The sequence below is a fragment of the Natronorubrum sulfidifaciens JCM 14089 genome (assembly GCF_000337735.1).
Lineage (GTDB): Archaea > Halobacteriota > Halobacteria > Halobacteriales > Natrialbaceae > Natronorubrum > Natronorubrum sulfidifaciens.
Genome location: NZ_AOHX01000026.1, coordinates 78132 through 95870, shown reverse-complemented (window position 1 = coordinate 95870; position 17739 = coordinate 78132). Strand labels below are relative to the sequence as shown.

24 protein-coding genes and 1 pseudogene are annotated in these 17739 nt (G+C 55.2%); 23 read left to right on the top strand and 2 right to left on the bottom strand.

The genetic code is table 11. The features are described from left to right. Nucleotides 1–30: 30 nt before the first annotated feature. On the top strand, nucleotides 31–969 hold the full coding sequence (locus C495_RS03550) for a phage major capsid protein (protein ID WP_008160096.1): 939 nt from the start codon (nucleotides 31–33) through the stop codon (nucleotides 967–969). A gap of 98 nt (nucleotides 970–1067) precedes the next feature. Further along, nucleotides 1068–1439: a hypothetical protein gene (locus C495_RS03545; RefSeq protein WP_241430577.1), complete on the top strand. Its 372-nt coding sequence runs from the start codon at nucleotides 1068–1070 to the stop codon at nucleotides 1437–1439. A 71-nt stretch (nucleotides 1440–1510) separates the two neighbouring features. Here C495_RS03545 and C495_RS17530 read toward each other — a convergent pair whose 3' ends face one another. Further along, a complete protein-coding gene (locus tag C495_RS17530) occupies nucleotides 1511–1759 on the bottom strand; it encodes a hypothetical protein (protein WP_008160090.1) in 249 nt (82 codons plus the stop codon). Nucleotides 1760–1899: 140 nt separating this feature from the next. Between C495_RS17530 and C495_RS03540 the strand changes: the two genes are divergently transcribed. The 20 genes from C495_RS03540 to C495_RS18190 all read left to right on the top strand — a co-directional run bounded on the left by C495_RS03540 (nucleotide 1900) and on the right by C495_RS18190 (nucleotide 16470). After that, nucleotides 1900–2313 (top strand): hypothetical protein, encoded by a 414-nt coding sequence (locus C495_RS03540; RefSeq protein WP_008160087.1) that lies wholly within the window; start codon nucleotides 1900–1902, stop codon nucleotides 2311–2313. Nucleotides 2314–2336: 23 nt separating this feature from the next. Beyond that, complete coding sequence (locus C495_RS03535; protein ID WP_049890127.1) at nucleotides 2337–4271, top strand: hypothetical protein; 1935 nt, start codon at nucleotides 2337–2339, stop codon at nucleotides 4269–4271. Continuing rightward, nucleotides 4271–4561, top strand: coding sequence for a hypothetical protein (locus C495_RS03530; protein ID WP_008160083.1), 291 nt, complete (start codon nucleotides 4271–4273; stop codon nucleotides 4559–4561). The genes C495_RS03535 and C495_RS03530 overlap by 1 nt, the downstream gene beginning before the upstream one ends. Next, the gene (locus C495_RS03525) at nucleotides 4551–4757 is read left to right on the top strand and encodes a hypothetical protein (RefSeq protein WP_008160081.1); all 207 of its coding nucleotides are present in this window, start codon (nucleotides 4551–4553) and stop codon (nucleotides 4755–4757) included. The genes C495_RS03530 and C495_RS03525 overlap by 11 nt, the downstream gene beginning before the upstream one ends. Next, nucleotides 4754–5305, top strand: a complete 552-nt coding sequence (locus tag C495_RS03520; protein ID WP_008160079.1) for a hypothetical protein — start codon at nucleotides 4754–4756, stop codon at nucleotides 5303–5305. The genes C495_RS03525 and C495_RS03520 overlap by 4 nt, the downstream gene beginning before the upstream one ends. 251 nt (nucleotides 5306–5556) lie before the next feature. Then, entirely contained in the window at nucleotides 5557–6615 is a 1059-nt protein-coding gene (locus C495_RS03515) for a hypothetical protein (protein WP_049890126.1), read from the top strand. 62 nt (nucleotides 6616–6677) lie between these two features. Next, nucleotides 6678–7085 carry a hypothetical protein gene (locus tag C495_RS03510; RefSeq protein WP_008160075.1) on the top strand — a complete coding sequence of 136 codons (408 nt, stop codon included), beginning with the start codon at nucleotides 6678–6680 and terminating at the stop codon, nucleotides 7083–7085. A 57-nt stretch (nucleotides 7086–7142) separates the two neighbouring features. Beyond that, complete coding sequence (locus C495_RS03505) at nucleotides 7143–7625, top strand: hypothetical protein (protein WP_152418850.1); 483 nt, start codon at nucleotides 7143–7145, stop codon at nucleotides 7623–7625. After that, nucleotides 7600–7857 carry a hypothetical protein gene (locus tag C495_RS03500; protein ID WP_008160072.1) on the top strand — a complete coding sequence of 86 codons (258 nt, stop codon included), beginning with the start codon at nucleotides 7600–7602 and terminating at the stop codon, nucleotides 7855–7857. Before C495_RS03505 ends, C495_RS03500 begins: the two co-directional genes overlap by 26 nt. Continuing rightward, nucleotides 7850–9685 carry a hypothetical protein gene (locus C495_RS03495; RefSeq protein ID WP_008160069.1) on the top strand — a complete coding sequence of 612 codons (1836 nt, stop codon included), beginning with the start codon at nucleotides 7850–7852 and terminating at the stop codon, nucleotides 9683–9685. The genes C495_RS03500 and C495_RS03495 overlap by 8 nt, the downstream gene beginning before the upstream one ends. Beyond that, nucleotides 9685–10170, top strand: a complete 486-nt coding sequence (locus C495_RS03490) for a hypothetical protein (protein WP_008160067.1) — start codon at nucleotides 9685–9687, stop codon at nucleotides 10168–10170. Before C495_RS03495 ends, C495_RS03490 begins: the two co-directional genes overlap by 1 nt. Continuing rightward, the gene (locus tag C495_RS03485) at nucleotides 10171–11601 is read left to right on the top strand and encodes a hypothetical protein (RefSeq protein ID WP_008160065.1); all 1431 of its coding nucleotides are present in this window, start codon (nucleotides 10171–10173) and stop codon (nucleotides 11599–11601) included. 132 nt (nucleotides 11602–11733) lie between these two features. Further along, the gene (locus tag C495_RS03480) at nucleotides 11734–12081 is read left to right on the top strand and encodes a hypothetical protein (protein WP_008160063.1); all 348 of its coding nucleotides are present in this window, start codon (nucleotides 11734–11736) and stop codon (nucleotides 12079–12081) included. Further along, complete coding sequence (locus C495_RS03475) at nucleotides 12078–12398, top strand: hypothetical protein (RefSeq protein WP_008160062.1); 321 nt, start codon at nucleotides 12078–12080, stop codon at nucleotides 12396–12398. The genes C495_RS03480 and C495_RS03475 overlap by 4 nt, the downstream gene beginning before the upstream one ends. Further along, the gene (locus C495_RS03470) at nucleotides 12399–13625 is read left to right on the top strand and encodes a baseplate J/gp47 family protein (protein ID WP_008160060.1); all 1227 of its coding nucleotides are present in this window, start codon (nucleotides 12399–12401) and stop codon (nucleotides 13623–13625) included. Continuing rightward, nucleotides 13618–14259 (top strand): hypothetical protein, encoded by a 642-nt coding sequence (locus C495_RS03465; RefSeq protein WP_008160058.1) that lies wholly within the window; start codon nucleotides 13618–13620, stop codon nucleotides 14257–14259. Before C495_RS03470 ends, C495_RS03465 begins: the two co-directional genes overlap by 8 nt. Before the next feature lie 2 nt (nucleotides 14260–14261). Next, a complete protein-coding gene (locus C495_RS03460) occupies nucleotides 14262–15272 on the top strand; it encodes a hypothetical protein (RefSeq protein WP_008160056.1) in 1011 nt (336 codons plus the stop codon). Nucleotides 15273–15309: 37 nt separating this feature from the next. Then, complete coding sequence (locus C495_RS03455) at nucleotides 15310–15612, top strand: hypothetical protein (RefSeq protein WP_008160053.1); 303 nt, start codon at nucleotides 15310–15312, stop codon at nucleotides 15610–15612. A 4-nt stretch (nucleotides 15613–15616) separates the two neighbouring features. Next, entirely contained in the window at nucleotides 15617–15835 is a 219-nt protein-coding gene (locus C495_RS03450) for a hypothetical protein (protein ID WP_008160051.1), read from the top strand. A gap of 269 nt (nucleotides 15836–16104) precedes the next feature. Next, nucleotides 16105–16470 carry a hypothetical protein gene (locus C495_RS18190; protein WP_193788003.1) on the top strand — a complete coding sequence of 122 codons (366 nt, stop codon included), beginning with the start codon at nucleotides 16105–16107 and terminating at the stop codon, nucleotides 16468–16470. Between the two features lie 436 nt (nucleotides 16471–16906). Here C495_RS18190 and C495_RS03440 read toward each other — a convergent pair whose 3' ends face one another. Beyond that, nucleotides 16907–17263 (bottom strand): DUF4870 domain-containing protein, encoded by a 357-nt coding sequence (locus C495_RS03440; RefSeq protein ID WP_049890124.1) that lies wholly within the window; start codon nucleotides 17261–17263, stop codon nucleotides 16907–16909. A 208-nt stretch (nucleotides 17264–17471) separates the two neighbouring features. On the opposite strand from C495_RS03440, the pseudogene C495_RS17185 reads away from it, so the two are divergent. Further along, nucleotides 17472–17690, top strand: a pseudogene (locus C495_RS17185) (IS5/IS1182 family transposase); the annotation flags it as partial. Between the last annotated feature and the right edge of the window lie 49 nt (nucleotides 17691–17739).

Sequence of the window (17739 nt, the reverse complement as noted above, 5' to 3'; positions counted from 1 at the left end):
CGATCTATCACACTTCTTAGAATCTTCTAAATGGCATCTATCTATCGCGAAATCACGACCAAGGACGACGTTCCACTGAGCGAGCTTCTCTTGGACGCCGTTGCTGAGATCGAGCTTTTCAACGAGGCGGAACGGCCTTTCCGCGAACTGCTGGCACAGACGGTCACTGAGCGAACCTTCCGTGTCCACACCGGGGACATGACGTGGGAAGAACTCGCTGAGGGTGAACACGCTCGCACCGGGCGACTCGACAGCACCGAGATGGCCTTCTCGGTCAAGAAGTACGGGCGTTCGCTCGGTTTCTCCCAGGAGTTCATCGAGGATAACACGGCGGACATTGTTCGTCGCCAGTTCGAGACGCTCGTTAAGGGCGCTCTCAGCAAGGAGCACGAGGTCCTGTTCGACATCGTTCGAAACGGATGGGCTGATGGCACGAACCTCTGGTTTGATCCTGAAGACTACGGTGGGTACGAGTTCGACCGTTCGCACAACCATGTCTTCGGGGACACTGGCCACCTCTTCGACGACGAACAGGGACACACTGCCACCGAACACATTCGCGAGGCTAACAAGGAACTTCGTCACCACGGCAAACGTCCCACTATCGCGCTCATGTCTTCGGATGCCGCTTCCGCCTTCGTTGACGAGTTAGCCTACGACGCACAGTATCTCATTCCCGAGGCTGAGAACCTTGTCTCGACTGCGCTGCCGGACACCACGATGCAGATCGATGGGACCTACATCATGCAAACGGCGTGGCTCACCGACGACGAGGTTCACGTCATTGCGGGTGAAGAGCGTCCGATCTACTTCCACGAGGCCCGCCCCGTACAGCTCACGCAAGGCGAGTACGGCGGACCCGTTGGGGACCCCGGACAGCTCCTCGGCAGCTACGGATCGGTTCGCTACGGTGCGGTCATCGCTGATCCACTTGCTGGCGTCCGCTTCAACATGACCGACCTCGCCTGATCGGAGATACTCGAGCCGGTCAGCGATAGCGTGGATTACGTTTCAGTTGATACACTATGGCACACAGCGATACAGAACTTATCATCGAGGTCCGTTCGATGACCGCGTACAGCGACCGGATTATCTCGGATGAGGAGATGCTCGAGCTTGTCCAGATCGGCAAGCACGAAGTGAGGGCGGAATCGGGCCTCGAGATACCGGACTTCTATAGTTTAGAACACCCGAGCACCCAACGCGCACTGTTCTGGACCGTCTGTCTGTTCTGTAAGATCCACGTTGGCGAACTCGAGGGCTTGGACTTCAACATTGGCTCGATCAAGATCCATCAGCTCCCCGTGCGCGACATTACCCGTGTCTGGTACGAGAAGCTTGATTCACACATCGGGAACCTTCGGGCTGCTAACAGCGGTATGGGGATTTCGAACGTCCGGCGGCTTGACCGAACCTACGGTGAGAACTACCAACGGTAGACAGTAGGACAAGATATTCACCAATACCCATGGGCGAAAATATCATGAGCGGGTTTGGTAGCTACGTCTAATTAATCGAGGCGACGTTGTCGCTCGGCCCAGAACATAAGTTCATCACGCATTTCCTCAGGAACGTCTCCGAAGAGACAACCAAAACGGTTCCCAAGGTTTTGCCAGCTTAACTTGTTGAATGTACCCTCAGTATACGGACCATCATCTAACGCATCTTCCCAACCCTGATGAAAGGTGCGTTCGCGGCTGCTATCCAATGGTTTTCTCTGGTCCTCTTCGTACATCAAAATGGTATCTGGTGAGACCATGGGTTGAACATCTCATTAGATGACAATAAATCCTTATCTGGACTCACTGGTTCAGCGTACATGGTTGAGAGACACTATTCTAAACCAGACTCATTCACGGCCAGGTCTGAATAAAGAAACCGTATTACGAGGCGCATCCAATGTCGAAGATCATTGACGCACGGTTGAAGGTAGTCAATCTGATCTTCGAACGTTCTGGGGAATCCGTTTCGGTATACCGAGAACGTGATCTCGGGTTCGAAGATCCCTACGGAAAGGAAGAGGAGACGATGTTCCACGTAGGCGACGAGCTGGCTGTGATGTACTTCCCTGGTCAGAGTCCTGGTGGCGCACGTCCCGATCGGTACGAGGAACGATATGGTGAGCGCGTCTACTGGGAGCCTCACATCTTCTTCCGCAGAGATGCAATCGTCGAAGAGAAGGACATTATCGAGTGGGGCCTTCCGATGTATCCCGAGAATCCGAACGCCGACAAGCAGTTGTGGGAACTCGAGACGATCGTTCCCTATCGGACCCACATTGAGGGGCAGTTACAGCGCTTCATCGAGCAGTAGGCGGTCTTTTTGCGGGGTGGTTGATGGCCAGAAGGCGACTCAAGCTAAACGTTTCAGTAGACGACGGCAACCTCTCGCGGCGCATCAAGTCCTCGATCGAGGGCGGGATGCGCGATGGTTCGTGGGAACTCGTCGAGAAGGGGCAGGACGTTGCTGAGGCACGGATCATACAGCGCGATGCGATCTGGAAATGGGATCTGATCGGTAGTTTTGAGTCGAACACGAAAAGCGACCCACGCGGTCGTATCGCCGTTTTAGCGAATACATCGGACCACGCTGCACCTGTTGAACACGGTGCAGTCTACGGCGCTCGTGGCCCCCCGCTCGCTCCATTGATCCTCTGGTTAGCAACGAAGTTCGGGGCAAGCGGTGGGTTCGGAAACAAACCCGTTCTTCGACCAGGTGGTGGTGGCGGAACGGGCAACCAGCGGAGTGCGAACGTTCCCGAGAGCTGGCTGACAGTCAATCAGGACGACCCCGCTTCCGACTTCGATTCGTTCTTCTATGGACAGCAGATCAAGCTGTACGATGTACGAGCGAACGAGTACCTCGACGGCGTTGTTCGAGCGAAGTACTCCGACCACTTGGTCGTGGAGATCGACGGGCGGTTACAGCGTATCCCATTCGATGGCGGAAGCGACCTACGCTTCGGTGCTATACAGCCGTGGGATGATCTGGCTCCCGGCGATCAGCTTGCACTCATCCTCGAGTCGCTCGATACCACGGTCAAGACAACGAACGTGGATCACTGGCGGGGTTTGGAATACACCGATCTCCCCGCCGTGGATCGGGAAGCGATCAACAACGAGCTGACCGACTATGTGACGACCGGGAAGGATCAGCGCTCCATGCTCCGCTCGGTTGAGCGCCTCGAGCAAATCGCACAGGTTCCCGAGAACCGTACAGAGCGCGGTCATGTCGGTCAGGCAGGTGACGCCCGTATTGACGGGAAGAACTACCTCGCGATGCAGCCGTTCGTGGAGCGAGACGGGATCGATGCCGAGCGGAACCGACACCTCGACACGTACAACCACGAGTTTCAGCACTTGTGGCTGAACGCGAACGGGTTCGACTACAACGACGACAAGCATCACTCACAGCTTGCTGACTACGAGCGCGGGAACCTGCTGGATTGGGACGTTGACGAGAACGGCTACACTGCTGACTACCAGCTTCACCGAAATCCCGAACTATTCGCGCTCTACTCTCACGAGGACACGAACACGCCGGTCGAGTGGGAGCATATCGTCAACGAGGTCCCCGGCTACGTGGACACGCTCGATCCCACGGGGACTAACAACTCGGTGAGCAGTCCCGATCCCACGGAGCTGCTGAACCCGAGCAATCCACAGATCAACGAAGGCGACGCGCTTGAGATCATGTGGACCGATCAGCCGCTTCCGGCACAGTACGAAGTTGTCAGTAACTCCCCGATCCAAGTCGGACCTGACGAGTACCAGTATCAAGTCCGAGAGGTGGGCGTCCCGTTCGAGGAATATATTTCAGTGGACGGTGACGGCAACCTTTTCGACGGTACGATCGATCTCTGGTACAACAACTCGGTATCGTCCGGGTTCGAGGGACCGCTGAACGGACAGCAGTACCTCAACACGGACATGAGCGAGAGTCCACGTCGGGCATACGCCGAAGCGCTGAATCGGGCGTTCTACACGCACATCTATGCTCGCAGTCTCGAGCGCGGAACCGGTAGCGAGGATCTTGGTTGGCACACCGCGCTGTACGACGGCTATGGGACGACGAACGTTCACGAGACAGCAGCGGTCATGACGCAGGTTATGCGAACGCAGGTGTCGGAAGTGAACGACCGGAAGTACATCGCGAATAACATCGAGCAGATCGCGACGGTTCACCCGTACCTCATGGAGACGTGGCTGAACCTCTTTGAACCGTCAGACGTAGCAAAGGCTGAATTGGACCGCCTTGGTATCCCCTACTAATGAGACTCGAGTTCACTGATCGGCGCGGCGTTGACGGGGTGGTTCACGGTGAGTCGTGGGAATTGGAGTATGACGGCCTCTACTACGATCAGGTTGAGGAATCTGTCTCGATGTACGAGGAGGTCGCGATGCGCGTTCCGATCGACGAAGAGGACGAGGTTGAGGGGGTGAAGATGAACGCTCACTACGACGAGCCGGCTCCGCCAGAGCGACGGCTGAAGATGATGAAATCGCGGTGGGGGTTCAACCCCTACATTGCGGAAACGAATCTAGTACTCGATGACGACTAACGTTGACTTGGAAAACGTAGATCCTGTTCTGCTCGATCGGGCCTTCCGCCTCCAAGAAAAGATCAAACGCGAGGGCCTTGACGGTATCGGCTACATGGACGCGGCACACTACTATATGCGGAACAGTGCGGATTCTACTGTCTCGAAACACATCGAGAAGAGTCTCCGATCGGAATTTGGACGAGGTGTGAAGTGAACGAGAAAGAGGCCGTACAACGGACGGTCGCGGTTCTCAAGGAGTCGCTGCCCGACGACGTTACAGTACGTACTGAGGGCGGTGGCGAGTTCATGGAGCTACCATGTGTCATCATTTCGTGGTCCACTCGTCGCCTCGAGCGTCTCGAGGGGAACATCCCGTATGCTGGCGTGAAGCGTGATGAGAACGGTATCGCGGTCTCGGAAGTGTTGAATGCGTACTTCGAGATGCGTCTCGATCTGTGGGTGAAGACCTACGATGACGAGCCGATCCGCATGGCCGATGAACCTCACTGGGGCGAGGAAGGGCGGGACGAGCTTGTGAACATGGTCCACGAGACGTTTCTCCCGTTCGAGATGCATCCTTCGAAATTCCACGAGGACACGTTCGAGTGGCAGGTCGGGGATGGTCTCTCACAATCCGTTCCAACTGAAGAACCCAACTGGTTCGAGACGGATCAGACGGTGAAATTCCGCTACGTGAAGGAATACACCAACGACGACGTTGACACCCTCGAGATTATCGAGCGCAACGTAACGTCTACGTAGGCGGAAGCGCCGCCTCTCTCAGTTTTCTCTCTACTATGGTCACTATTGGAAACACTCGACTACCTGGAGTACAGCTTACCGTTCAGAGTTCCCGTTCTGTTGGCGTGAACGTCGGGTCTCCTGGCGAAGCAGGTCTAATCGGACAGGCCGACTTCACTGAAGGGACCGCTCAACCCAACGAAGTACACCGAATTACGAACGCACCGACTGCTGCGACGCTTTTCGGTAACGGAAGTCCCCTTGCGACGAACGTGACGGATGCGCTTAGCGAGGGTGCGTTTCCCGTCTATGCGGTTGCACCTGCTGAGGTCGAAGTCGAAGACGACGTGATGGGTTCGACTGGAGAACTTAGTTCTGCACCAATCTCAGAGAACGCCGACGATATTAGCTTCAACGTGGGCGGAATCACGCTCTCTACGACGGTCGTTCTCGAGGCTCCCGAAGACCTCTCGCCTTCCGAAAACGAGGTACTGGTCAACGCAGTCGATGGCACGTATCACCTCGATGCTGGGAGCAATATCGAGGGAACGGTGAATTACGTCGCGCTCGATTACGAGAGTGCGATCGATGCATTGGTCGATGAAGAGGGTGATATTCTCGATTTCATCGGCATTCTCTCCGAGAACGCGGACACTTCGGACTACTTGCACGGAGTCGTGAAGGACATGGAGTCGAAGGGTGACTTCGCTATCGCAATTGCTGGCGCTTCACCGTATCTCGACGACGTGTTCAGCTATGAGAACCCGTTCGACTCGTCTCGGATACAAGTCCAGTATCCGATGCGGAACGGCGACGGTCGGAGCATGATCGGCTCTTACATCGGTCTTCGGGCGGGCCTTGGGATGAGTGCCAGCCCGATGAAAAAGCGCCTCTCGGGTCAGGAAACGCTCTATCACTCACTCAGTCGTGAAGAGATGGAAGCGCTGTCCGAACAGCGTGTTAACCCCATCAAGAGTGAGCGAGCTGGTGCGCTCGTCATGGACGACATGACTACCGTGTCGGTAGAGAACAACGAGGAGTTCGAGATGCAGCAGGGAATCGCTCGTCTCGTAACGGACTATGTGGCCGTCATCACGAACGAGAACGCGGACGTGTTCATTGGCGAGTTGCACACGCAATCGGCACGGAACGCACTACGCGGCAACATCAAGTCCGAGTTGAAGGACCTCCTCTCGCTGAACGCAATCACTGGTTACACCGTCGAAGTTGAGCCGATCAGCGCGATGGAAGCGCGTGTTAACGTCGGCGTTGAGACGATCAAGCCGCTTCGAAATATCCGGGCGACGGTCACTGCTGGACAGGTCGAATAAGGCCCGATTCCGGCACTTCTGAGCAATCTACGAGCAGTTTGCAGTTTCTTCTTTAATCTTCTATGGTCAATCGAAAGGAATCAGCGGCGGACATTCGCGTCAACGTCGGTGAGGAACAAGTACCAGTTGAACAGCTCAGTGTCACGAAGGACATTGAGATTGAGACGATCTACGGTGCGGGTAACATCATCCCGTCCGGGTTCGCGATTACGCAGATAGAGTACTCGGGGAATATGACGGTCAAGGGCAACAAGAAGGATCTCGAGGACAAGTTCTTCGATGGGAACGGCGTTCCGAAGGTTCTCCCTGCGATTGTCATTACACATCTCAATGGTGACGCTACCTCGTATGATACCGTCTTGGTGACGAGCCAGGGCTACGAGGTCACGTCCGGTGAAACCACCGAGACGAGCTTTGAGTTCGTCGCGATGTCGAAAGACGAGGATACGAACCCGACTGACGCCGCATAGATCCCAATCGAGCAGACGCAGACTCCCGTTCCTCCCCTTTACACTCTCTACTTCACTATGACTGACGACACTACGGAGAAGAGCCGATCGACGCTGATGGATATGGTTGTTCGCGGAAAAGACTACCGTGAGACTCTCGATTTCGAGATTCTCGGTGAGACGGTTGACGTTGTTCTGCGCCCCCTCGTTGACGCTGAGTTCCTTCCGATCACGGCGATGATGCAGGAACTTCTCGACATTGACGAGGAAGAGGCCGTCGAGCAGATCCGCGAAGCGAAAGAGGATGCGGAAGCCGAGGATGGCGATGGTGCTCCCATCGATATTTCGCAGTTCGACGAGGACTTCGTTGTTCTCATGCAGAAGGCCGCGAAGCTCGGAATCGATGGCGAAGCGATGGGCTACACGCAGGACGAGGTTGACTTCATGGTCGAGAACATGGTCGGTGGCTATTCTGTCGAATTAGGCGGCGAAGTTCTTGATCTCTCGGGTGACATTCGCGACGCTGAGCGCTTTCGTGGAAACGGGTTCAGGGATCGGTAGATACCTGATCTCTACGAAGGCGGGCGTTCCGCTCGCGAAGACGCAGGCCGAACTGACCCCACTTCAGCGATACGTCCTCGAGTTGTCGATTGTCAAAGAGCAGGAGGAACACGAACAGGCGATGAACGGGGCAGGGTCCGGTGGCCCTGGCCCTGTGATGAACAGTATGGCGCAACCGAACGGCGGTGGCGGCGAGTCAACGACGTACGTCAACGTAGGTTCTGATGAGTAGCAATAGCGTTAGAGTCACCGTCAACCTCATCGACAACTTCAGCGATACGCTGACCCGTCTCGATGAGCAGCTCGATAAGATCAGCAGAAAGGTTCTCACGCCACGTCTCGAGATCACAGGGACTGGTGACGTTGACCGGCTCAAGTTGAAGCTCGAGTCACTCGACGAGATTATCGAGATCCTCACGGCGGTTCATGGTGACGGGAAGATCGACCGGACAAAGGCGAAAATAGAGTCGCTCAGTTCCACCGAGCACGTCAGGCTTCGCGTTCACGATAATCAGGTCGATCGGGCAGCCGCAAAGCTGGCAGCGATGAAAGCGGCCACTGGTGGGTTGCATGGATCGGCAGCCTCGAGTTCGTTCCTTGGCCGCATATCGCGTTCAACACAGCGAGCAAGAGAGTTTGAGGGTGTCGCACCAAAGCCACCTCGAGAGTACAGGCTTCCTGATGACCTCTCACCGAAGGGTGCGGCTATGCGCCAGCGACAGCGTGAGCGTATCGCTGAGAACCTTATCCCGCCAACGATCTTTGATAACTTCCTCGCGTTCCGCAGGGAGCAATCTGGTGGCGGAAGTGGCGGAGGGGGTGGTGGAGGACGACGTGGTTCAGGAGGTGGTGGCCGCGACCAGGATCGTGAGCCGACATTTGCCCGTCGAACACTGCGTGGCGCGTACAAGTGGCTAATCCCGAAAGGACAGCTGTCACAGGACCTCTTCGCGTTCATGATGCCGTTCATGGCGGTCATGTACACGGCAGTTGCAGGTCTCGCAGCCACGATGGGGGCGACCGCCGCTGCTGGGCTGAGCGTTGGCCTGCTCGGGTTGATCGGCTTTGGTGAGAACGCAGCCGATTCGCTGCATTTAGCACAGGTCCGGCTGCGTCTGTTCGGTCGTGAACTCTTCAAGGTGTTCAAGCCGGTCACGAAGACGTTCGCGCCGATCATGGATCAGTTCTTCCGACGAGCACCCCATGCACTCGGTCGGTTGACCGGAACTCTACAGCAACTCACTGTCTTCGTTCCGGCACTCCGTAGTCACGGACACGGCCTCATCAACTTCGTTGACGCGCTGATTCAGAAGGCGGTGCAGCTACAGCCCGAAATATCGCAGGTCACGTCCCGGTTCGGACAGTTGATGGGAACGAATCTGCTGAACTTCTTCGAGTGGCTCGTCCTCGAGTTGTATGAGAACCAGGAGGCGATTATCGCGGTCCTCAGTGTTGGCAAGTCCCTGCTGATCCTGATCTATCGGATCTTTATGCTGTGGGCGTTCCTCTTCTCGGTTCTGCAGCCGGTCGCTGACGTGTTGACGAGAATTGCGAACATCTTCACGAACAAGTGGGTCGCCGGAATCACCGCAACGATCATCGCGGGCACTGCGTTCCTGATCCTCCTCACGAAGGTCGTCAAGATGATGGCACTCGTGAAAGCGATGGGACTTGGTGCGGCGTTTGTCGCACTCGTTGGCCCGTTACTGCAAGCTGCGGGTGCGTTGTACGCCTATGCAGCTGCGGCTATTGCCGCCTCGAAAGCGAAGGCGCTGCTCCTCGGTGTTGCCACGCTCGGACTTGCGACACTCGCTGTCGGTGCTGGTATCGCCGCTGCTCGAGCAATCGACGCTGCTGCCCCGGACACTGGTGGACACGGAAGCGGCGGCTTCAGTGGTGGATATGGTGGTAGCTTCGGCGCTAGCCCTTCCGCTGCGGGTGGAAATACGATCATCATTAACGGAAGCTACGATCGTGAGACACAGAACAGACTGAAAGACGACTTCCCCGGCCTGTATCGTCAGGAGCGGGATATTGACGAAAGCACGGAGATGCCGTAATGAGTAGCCGTATCGATATTCCTGGGCAGAAGGGTCTCCCGTTCCGCGTTCGTGGTAACGGTGCGAACTTCACTCCGACATACGTCCCGAACCGAATCCAGGTCGGAAAGGAGCGCAATCTCGTCCGTCACGCGAACTTTTGCGGACTCGAGGACGTGTTCGAGATACATGGGCGGAACCGGGAGGTCCATATCAGCGGCAATCTGCTTCACTCGGAACTCGGCTCGTTCGAGCGCCTTCTCGATCATAATCAGGAGGCGACGCTGATTACCCCCGGTTGGTCTGGAAACGTTCGTGTCATGCAAGGTGACTACGAAGGGCCGATCGGATGGGATTCGCGGAATAACGACTTCCTCTGGCAGTACACGCTTGATCTGGTCAGCACTGGCGAAGACGAAGCTGAGCATATGCGGTTTGCTGGGAGTGGTATCGTGAATGATGGCCGAAGTAGCCGCCAACGGGGTCGCGGCTCGTATCTGATATAGATGACCCAAGCCTGTAACTTTCAGAACGGCGTTGAGCTTCGCTTTCTTCGATCTGGCGTCGTACTTCGGGCGTATGAGCTAACGATTCGGGTACAGCGTGACCGCTTCATCCATGCTCGAGCAAAGGTCTCGACGGAAGCGGCGTACCTCCTCTCTGACCGCCATGATGAAGAGGGCTTAGAGTACGAGCCAGTTCACATCGCAATCGGTGACGTGGTACAGGGTCGGTATCTCTTCGATCCCCAAGAGATCAGCATCGTACAGGGTGACGAGCAGGCATGGATCTCCTTTCACGACCCACTGAAGCTGTTCAACAAGAGTACGATCACGAAGACATGGGATTCAGTGACGCCGAACATCGCTATTCGCACGATTTGGCGCGAGCTTCATGACCCCCACCGAGCGATTACAGGAATCCGGTTCGTTGAGGAAGGCCTCGAGTCGCAGGTCTCGCGGAATAACCGGCAGGTGATCTCGGACATCTTCAACTTCGACATGGACGGAACGACGATCCATGAACGGACAGCAGGTGACGATCGGTATCGTGCTAAAGCTGCCCGAGCGTTCGAGACAGCGACAGTGTGGGCCGCAGATCAGTTCTTGGACGTGATGCCTGGTATCGACACTCCGAACTACGAGGGAGGGTTCTCGTTTGATAACACACCACTTCTCGAGGCGCTCATGGAGGTGTGCAACGAGTTCGGTCTCACCGCGTGGGTAAAGGAAGATGGCAGGTTATGGATCGGCCTTCCCGAGCTGACGGACAAAGAAATCCTACCAATCTACGGTAATCCCGATCGTGACGAGTACCGGATCAAGGAGTACAACGTCACGCAGGGCCACAGTCACATCAACCGCGTCATGGCGAAGGGTTCCTCACACCTGTATCCTGACGATCGGGGACGCAACACGGCAAACCTGTATCCCGAGGCGGAAGCGTGGATCAACGATGGCGATGAAGTTCTCGCGTTCGAGGAGCCACTACGTATCCGCTCACAGGAAGCACTCGAGCGTTACGTGCGGGCGACTCTGGTTGGCGAGTACGCCCGCTATAAGAACGGAAATATCGTCTTCAATGGGCTGGCTTCCGACAACGACAAAGGGCTGGTGACGTTGAATATCGGTGACTCGATCCTCGTCTCACAGCGGATCGGTGAACACTGTCGCCGTGAAGTCGATGGTGGCCACTTCGTCGTGAACGAGATACAGCATCAGATCAACACGCGAGTCGGCTGGCAGATCACCGTCTCGGTGGGCGGTGTACCTGACGACATCGACTCGAAGTCGTACATGGTGGATCGACAGAGCCTCGATGTGTACGACTCGGTAGACGACTACTGGCAAGCTCAAGAAGAAGACGACGGCTGGTGGATCTTCGGTGGCAGCAACGACGATGATGACGACGATGGGTGGTTCAGTTGGTTCTGGTGAGATACTATGGTTCAGTTAGGTAGAGTCACATCGGTCACTGTTGATGAACAGTCTGCAGACATATTCGTGAACGTCGCGCTAACGCCACGAAGTGAAGGCAGGCAGATGCGGTTCCTAACGCCCGCTTCTGGTATGTGGATCGTTCCGCACGAAGGCGACGTTGTAGAGGTAGCGGAGACGGATCGAGAGTTCGTTGCCCGTTTCCCGCACAGTGCGCCCCCGTTCGAGATACCGGATTCGTTGGCGGAAGGCGACTTTGCGTTCAAGTTCGACGACGACACCGAGATCCGCGTACAGCGCTCGGGTGAGAGCTTTGACGTTCACGTTCGGGCGAGCGGAACGGTCCACGTTGACGGTCAGGAGATCGATCTCGGTGAAGCGGGCGTTCCGCTCATCACGGGGTTGGAAGTACAGAGAGATGGCGATGGGAACGTCACAGATGTAATTCCCGAGTACACGGACAAGACGAGGGCCGAATGAAGGATCTGGAGTTAGACGAAAACCTCGAGATCGTCATCGGGCCGAGGAACGACCTCGAGATCGTCGATGGACGTGAGCAATTCGAGCAGTCACTTCGTCTCTGGCTTACCGCGTATCTATCGGAGGAGGTTGGCTCGTTCAATAGCCCGGATGTAATTCGAAGTATCGAGCTTCAGGTTCAGCGTGTCGCTCGAGTGCATGGCCGGATTGATTCGATCTCATCGATCGTTGTATCCCCCAGTGAGGACGCCGTTGATTCGATTGACGTCTCTATCATCTACCTCGCTGGCGAAACATTTAATCTGACTTTATCGTAGATGAAAATCGAGGATGGACATTTTCAGCCGGACAGCAGTGACGACATCATTGAGGCACTGCTCGAGGACGCAAAAGAGTACTTTGGTGAGGATCTGAACGATGAACAACTGGCTGTCTTCCGTCTCTTCTATCAGCCGGTCGCGAATCGGCTTGCGGAAGCGCAGCAGCATATCGGTCTCGTCCTGAGTTCTGCACAAATCGACTACGCTGAAGGGCGAGCATTGGACTTACTGACGGCGTTGATCGGAGTCCCTCGTCGCGAGGCTGAACGTGCAGAGGGAGAGGTGACGTTCTATCGAAACAGTCCCGCATCGATCGATTACGCAATCCCATCGGGCATGATCGTACAGACTGAGGGTATCGATCCGGTTCGGTTCCTAACACGGGAAACTGCGATCATCGAGCAGGGAGAGACAGAGATCACGGTCCCGATTCGTGCGCTCGAGGGCGGTATCAACGGAAACGTTGGCTCGAACACGATCACCGTGATGCCGAGTCCACCGACGGGGATCGACGCGGTGACGAACGAGGAGGGCACGTCCGGTGGTCGCAACGAAGAGACAGACAATGAGCTGCGCGAGCGTGCAAAGGAAGACCTGGCGGAAGGTTCTGCGTCTACAGCACCTGCGTTGATTACTGCGGTCCAGAGTGTCGATGACGTTCGCAGTGTTGGTATCTTCATCAACGACACGAACATCGATCAGACTAGTTCGGGTGGCCTTCCGGCCCACTCATTTGAGTTAGTCGTTGACGGCGGCGAAGACCAGTCAATCGGTGACATGATCATCGAGAAGAAGGCCGCAGGTGACACGGCGTGGGGTGGCGTCAACGGTGAGCTGGTTGAGGTTGAGGGTCGGCTACCGAACGGGCAGACACACGAGGTCAAGTTCTCGAGGCCGAACGTGGTCCCAATCTACGTTGATGCAACCCTCCAGACAACGGACGAGTACGAGGGCGACGTTGCCGTGAGGGACTCTATTACGTCGTATATTGGCGGTGTCCTCTCGAGTGAAAACGAGATTCAGGGGAAGGTCGATGTTGGCGGGGACGTGCTCTATGGTGAGGTCGAGTTCGCGATCCGTAGCGTTCGCGGAGTCTACGACGTTACTGATCTAAAAATTGGACGAGTTGATCCACCAACTGAGACTGCGAATCTCTCGGTGGAGTTCAACGAACAGGCGCTAACCAGTGCGATCGACGATTCGATTACGATCTCCCATGAGTGAGCGGAAGGCGAGTACCAACGGCGATCAATTAGTCCACGAGCTACCCTCGTACATCCCTAACGATCCCAACAGCCCCAATTACGCGCTGCTCGATGTGATTGGGCACGCGATCGATGAATTGGACGAGGACGTTCAGACGGTCTCTGATGCAATACGTGTTCGCGATGCTCGGACGATCGATCAACTGTTCGAGTTGGCGAAGATGGTGGGGCTTCCGCCACACACGGATGAGCCAGTGGAGCGATACCGCGCTCGGGTGTTTGCACGGTTCGCGCTCATGTCCGGGGAGGGAACGGTTGGCGACCTTCTCTATGCACTGGCTCGCATTCTCGATGTTGACGTTGAGCGGATCGGCTACCGCGAGATGGTAGATAACCCAGGGACAGTTCTCGTCTTCGCTCCGGGGAGTGAGATTGAGAAACTCGGCCTGAGCGCGTCTGAGCTGGCACAGATCGTCAACGAAAACGTTGCTGCAGGGTATCAAACAGAAACGAGCATCCAAGGGACATTCACGTACAGAACGCCGCAGGATTACGACCTTGGTGAGAACAATCCCGAGTTCGGATACGGCGGACTCGACGAAAACGGTGAACCAACAGGCGACGGTGGGACCTACGCTGGCTATCTCGAGTAACTATGGCAGACTACACTTCTAATCTCAAGACGTGGGGCGATACCGGGTCAGAGTACCCGGATGGCTACAACTACGTCGAAGGCGAACAGCCGGTCGATGCGTGGGACAATTTCTTCAACCACAACGCACAGAAAGACATCGACCACTTGGTGTCATTAACGAACAAGCGCCTCGAGTCAGGGAAAGGGACGAACTATCCTGGCAGCCCGGAGAATGGTGAACTGTGCTGGCGTTCCGACAACAGTAGGCTCGCGATCTACGACGAGGAATACAACGGATGGCGCGAAGTCGCGTTCCGATCCGATGTTGCGGAGACGGAAGCAGACTTAGTACCGATCCGTGACCAGATCGACGACCACGAAGCGGACACCACGAACCCGCACAACGTGACGAACGATCAGGTTGGTGCGCCGAGCACCGCTGACTTCGCTGCTCTTGTTGATGCTCACAACGGCATTGCTCAAGCCGTCAACGATCACATCCCGAACACCAGTAATCCACACAACGTCACAGCAAGTCAGACAGGAGCGCTACCGACTGGTGGCGGTATCGTGACTGGCGACATTCAGCACGAGGGAATCCTGCTGAACGAGGACCGAATTATCACCCCGCAGGTCTTCGTTGACGGGCCGGTGACGCACGACAAGCACGCTGTCACGAAGGAATACGTCGATCTCTCAAACGAAGTCGGTGGTGGTGGTCCGTGGATTATGTCTGATGGAGACATAAACCGGAGTCTCAATACATGGTATCAGAACACCACGGAACATCCTATCTGCGTCTATGCATCGGTCGGTGGGCGTGCGATATACCAGATTCAAATCTCACCGACCGTTGAGCAGAACGATATCATGCTTTGGGATCTGCATTCGCAGAACGAAAGTTTCCGATTGGGCACACCGTTCTTTGTCCCCCCGAACTGGTACTATGCAGTTGTGTGTCCCGAGACGACAGAGCTGGTTGAGTGGACAGAGTACGCACTCGCGATCGGCGCAGACATCTCGTACAATTAATCGAGTATCGACGAGAGACTGATCTCTTCACCGTAATATGGCAGAATATACCTCTGAGACTGGCAAGTTCGTCATCCTAAACGTGGATGGCAGAGTCGTTGGCAAAGCAGACGTTGGACCCGGAACACACCCCGTTTCCGATGAAGTGGATGCTGAGAAATCGTTTGACGTTCGCGAGAATGGTAACGAACACGTAGCTGAGTACCTCGAGTACAGCCCGGCGAACAAGGACCTCGATCCGTCAGGATACGAGCCAACTGAACTGTTCGAGCAGATCCAGATAGACACACCTGATGGTGTGGCGGAAGGCGCAGAGGACGACGTAAGCGACGAGGAGTAGGCCAATGGCCGATGGTCGAACTCTAAAACAGATCTACGGAGAGTTAGTCTCGTGTCCGTTCTTCCCGCTACTGTTCATCAGTGAGGCGGTGAAAGTAGCTGTGGTTGGTGGCCCATTTCTCGAGCTAACGGTTCTCGCAGTTGTCTCAACGTTCCTGTGGGCCGCTTCCGACAGCGTTGACGTGGACATCTCGGTCGATCTCAGCGGTATACTCGGAAAGTAATCTTATCTATGATTGAGCAAGTTTATCTCGAGCAGCTACTCGCAAGTGTAGTTGTTCTCATTGCGGTGTATGTCTTCTACCACGTTCTCGATGGACAGTTCCTTGGCCCGGAAGATACGTTCTGGAACGAACTTCGTCCAAGCCTGCTCCCAGCTCTCGACTCTTACGCTCGAAAGATCGGTTTCTTCACTCTGAACCGAGCGTATGAGTCAGAGTTCGTGGCAACGGTTGAGGCGGACCTTCCGTCCATTGAGAGGTGGCTACACGACATGGGGTACGATCGAAACCCGATGGCGGGTCTGAAGTACCGTGGCAATCTCGAGGACGAGGACTTCGAAGTGACGACGTGGGCGTACAGGGAGTCGGACAACTCGCTGATCCCTGACCCGCTTGCCTTCTGGCAGACGCACGTATTCGTGTTCGATAACGGGGATGGAACGTTCGACCTGTACGCTCACTACGAGTACAGTTCGATGAATCCCCTTGTGGCGTATAAACACGTCCGAGGGATCGGTATGGATCGAGAGCGTGGCGTAGGTTACGTCCTTCGCAATCTCGAGCAGAACTCCGGCCTCGACGTGGTGGACGTGGCCGGGATGTGGGGTCCGGTGACGGAAGCGGCCCCGGAGCGGTAACTCTTCTACGGCGGCCTCCGGGCCACGTTTCTCCCTTCTATTGATTTAACAGTAGATAGTAGCACAGTTTCTTTATTCAGCCACATACCAGAAGCCGAAACAGAGAGTTCGGCAACTACAGATGCGTAATGACCGCTGGGCTTTCTATCAGTTTCAGATGGTTTTTGGAGCACGGTGCAAGATAGAGGGCGCATATCTTACGGGAGGGCTCCGCAGAGAATCGACTGTAGTTCGCACCACTCATCGACTGACTGTTTTTAAACTACAATTGCTCGATGTTATCGCCATGTGTATCTGTTGAGACACTTCAGAGTTGACATTGCCTAAAGCTACTCTGTCTATCGGATTCTACAGGTCCGATGCGAAACTGGCATCTCAGCAAACCGCACGGCTGCAAGAGGATTTCGATAGAGCCAGAGGACAATAAAATCAGATGTTAAATGAACTGTGGCGCTATCGGATATTTCCAGTCCTCGCCTTGGTTTGCTCTGTATGTCGCCCAAATACAGAAAGCGGGGTTAAGAATAAAGAACAACAACGTAATACCAATAACCGCGATCAGGACGCTAAAAAAGGTATCCAGCATAGCCACCAGTAGCAACGCAATGAAAGAGACGGTGAAGAATATCTGCCAATTGAGAGCGTTTTTCGCATTACTTTTCGTGAACTCGTTATCGGATATAAGGTATACTAACCCCGCTCCAACAAATCCAGTAAATATCCCAATCAGATGGACGACGGTCGCCAAAGCCGTTTTTTCTGTACTATCAGGTGGGGATGGGGCTGACGCCATAGATGAAATACAGCTCCCAGGAACATAAATTTACCGTCAATAGTGAAATCCCCGACAATATTTGGCGGTGGTGAGCCTAACAGTCCATGCCAGTGTCTCAATTACCCGACGTGATCTTCAGTACAGGTTCGAATTGCTGTGGTAAATAGCGGTCTAATTTGCTGACATCTCGGTTTTAGAAGCGTGAAGTCGAGGAATCGAACTCGGTTTGGAAATCGATATCCTTGAGTTCATTGAACAGTGCCGTGACCTATTTAAACTTGCCAAAGCACTAGGGCGGGTTCACTCGCTGGATGCACATCGTGCTTCACTGTTTCGGGTTGAAGACAGCCACAGCTACCCTGAAACGCCGAACCGGCTGAAGTACATGGCTGAAGTTCGTACCGCTCTTGACATAGATCGGGACGATCTCCCCGATTACACGACGTGATACGACAGAGTCGTTCTTCTGAGGGTCTTTGTTTCTACGGTCTTTC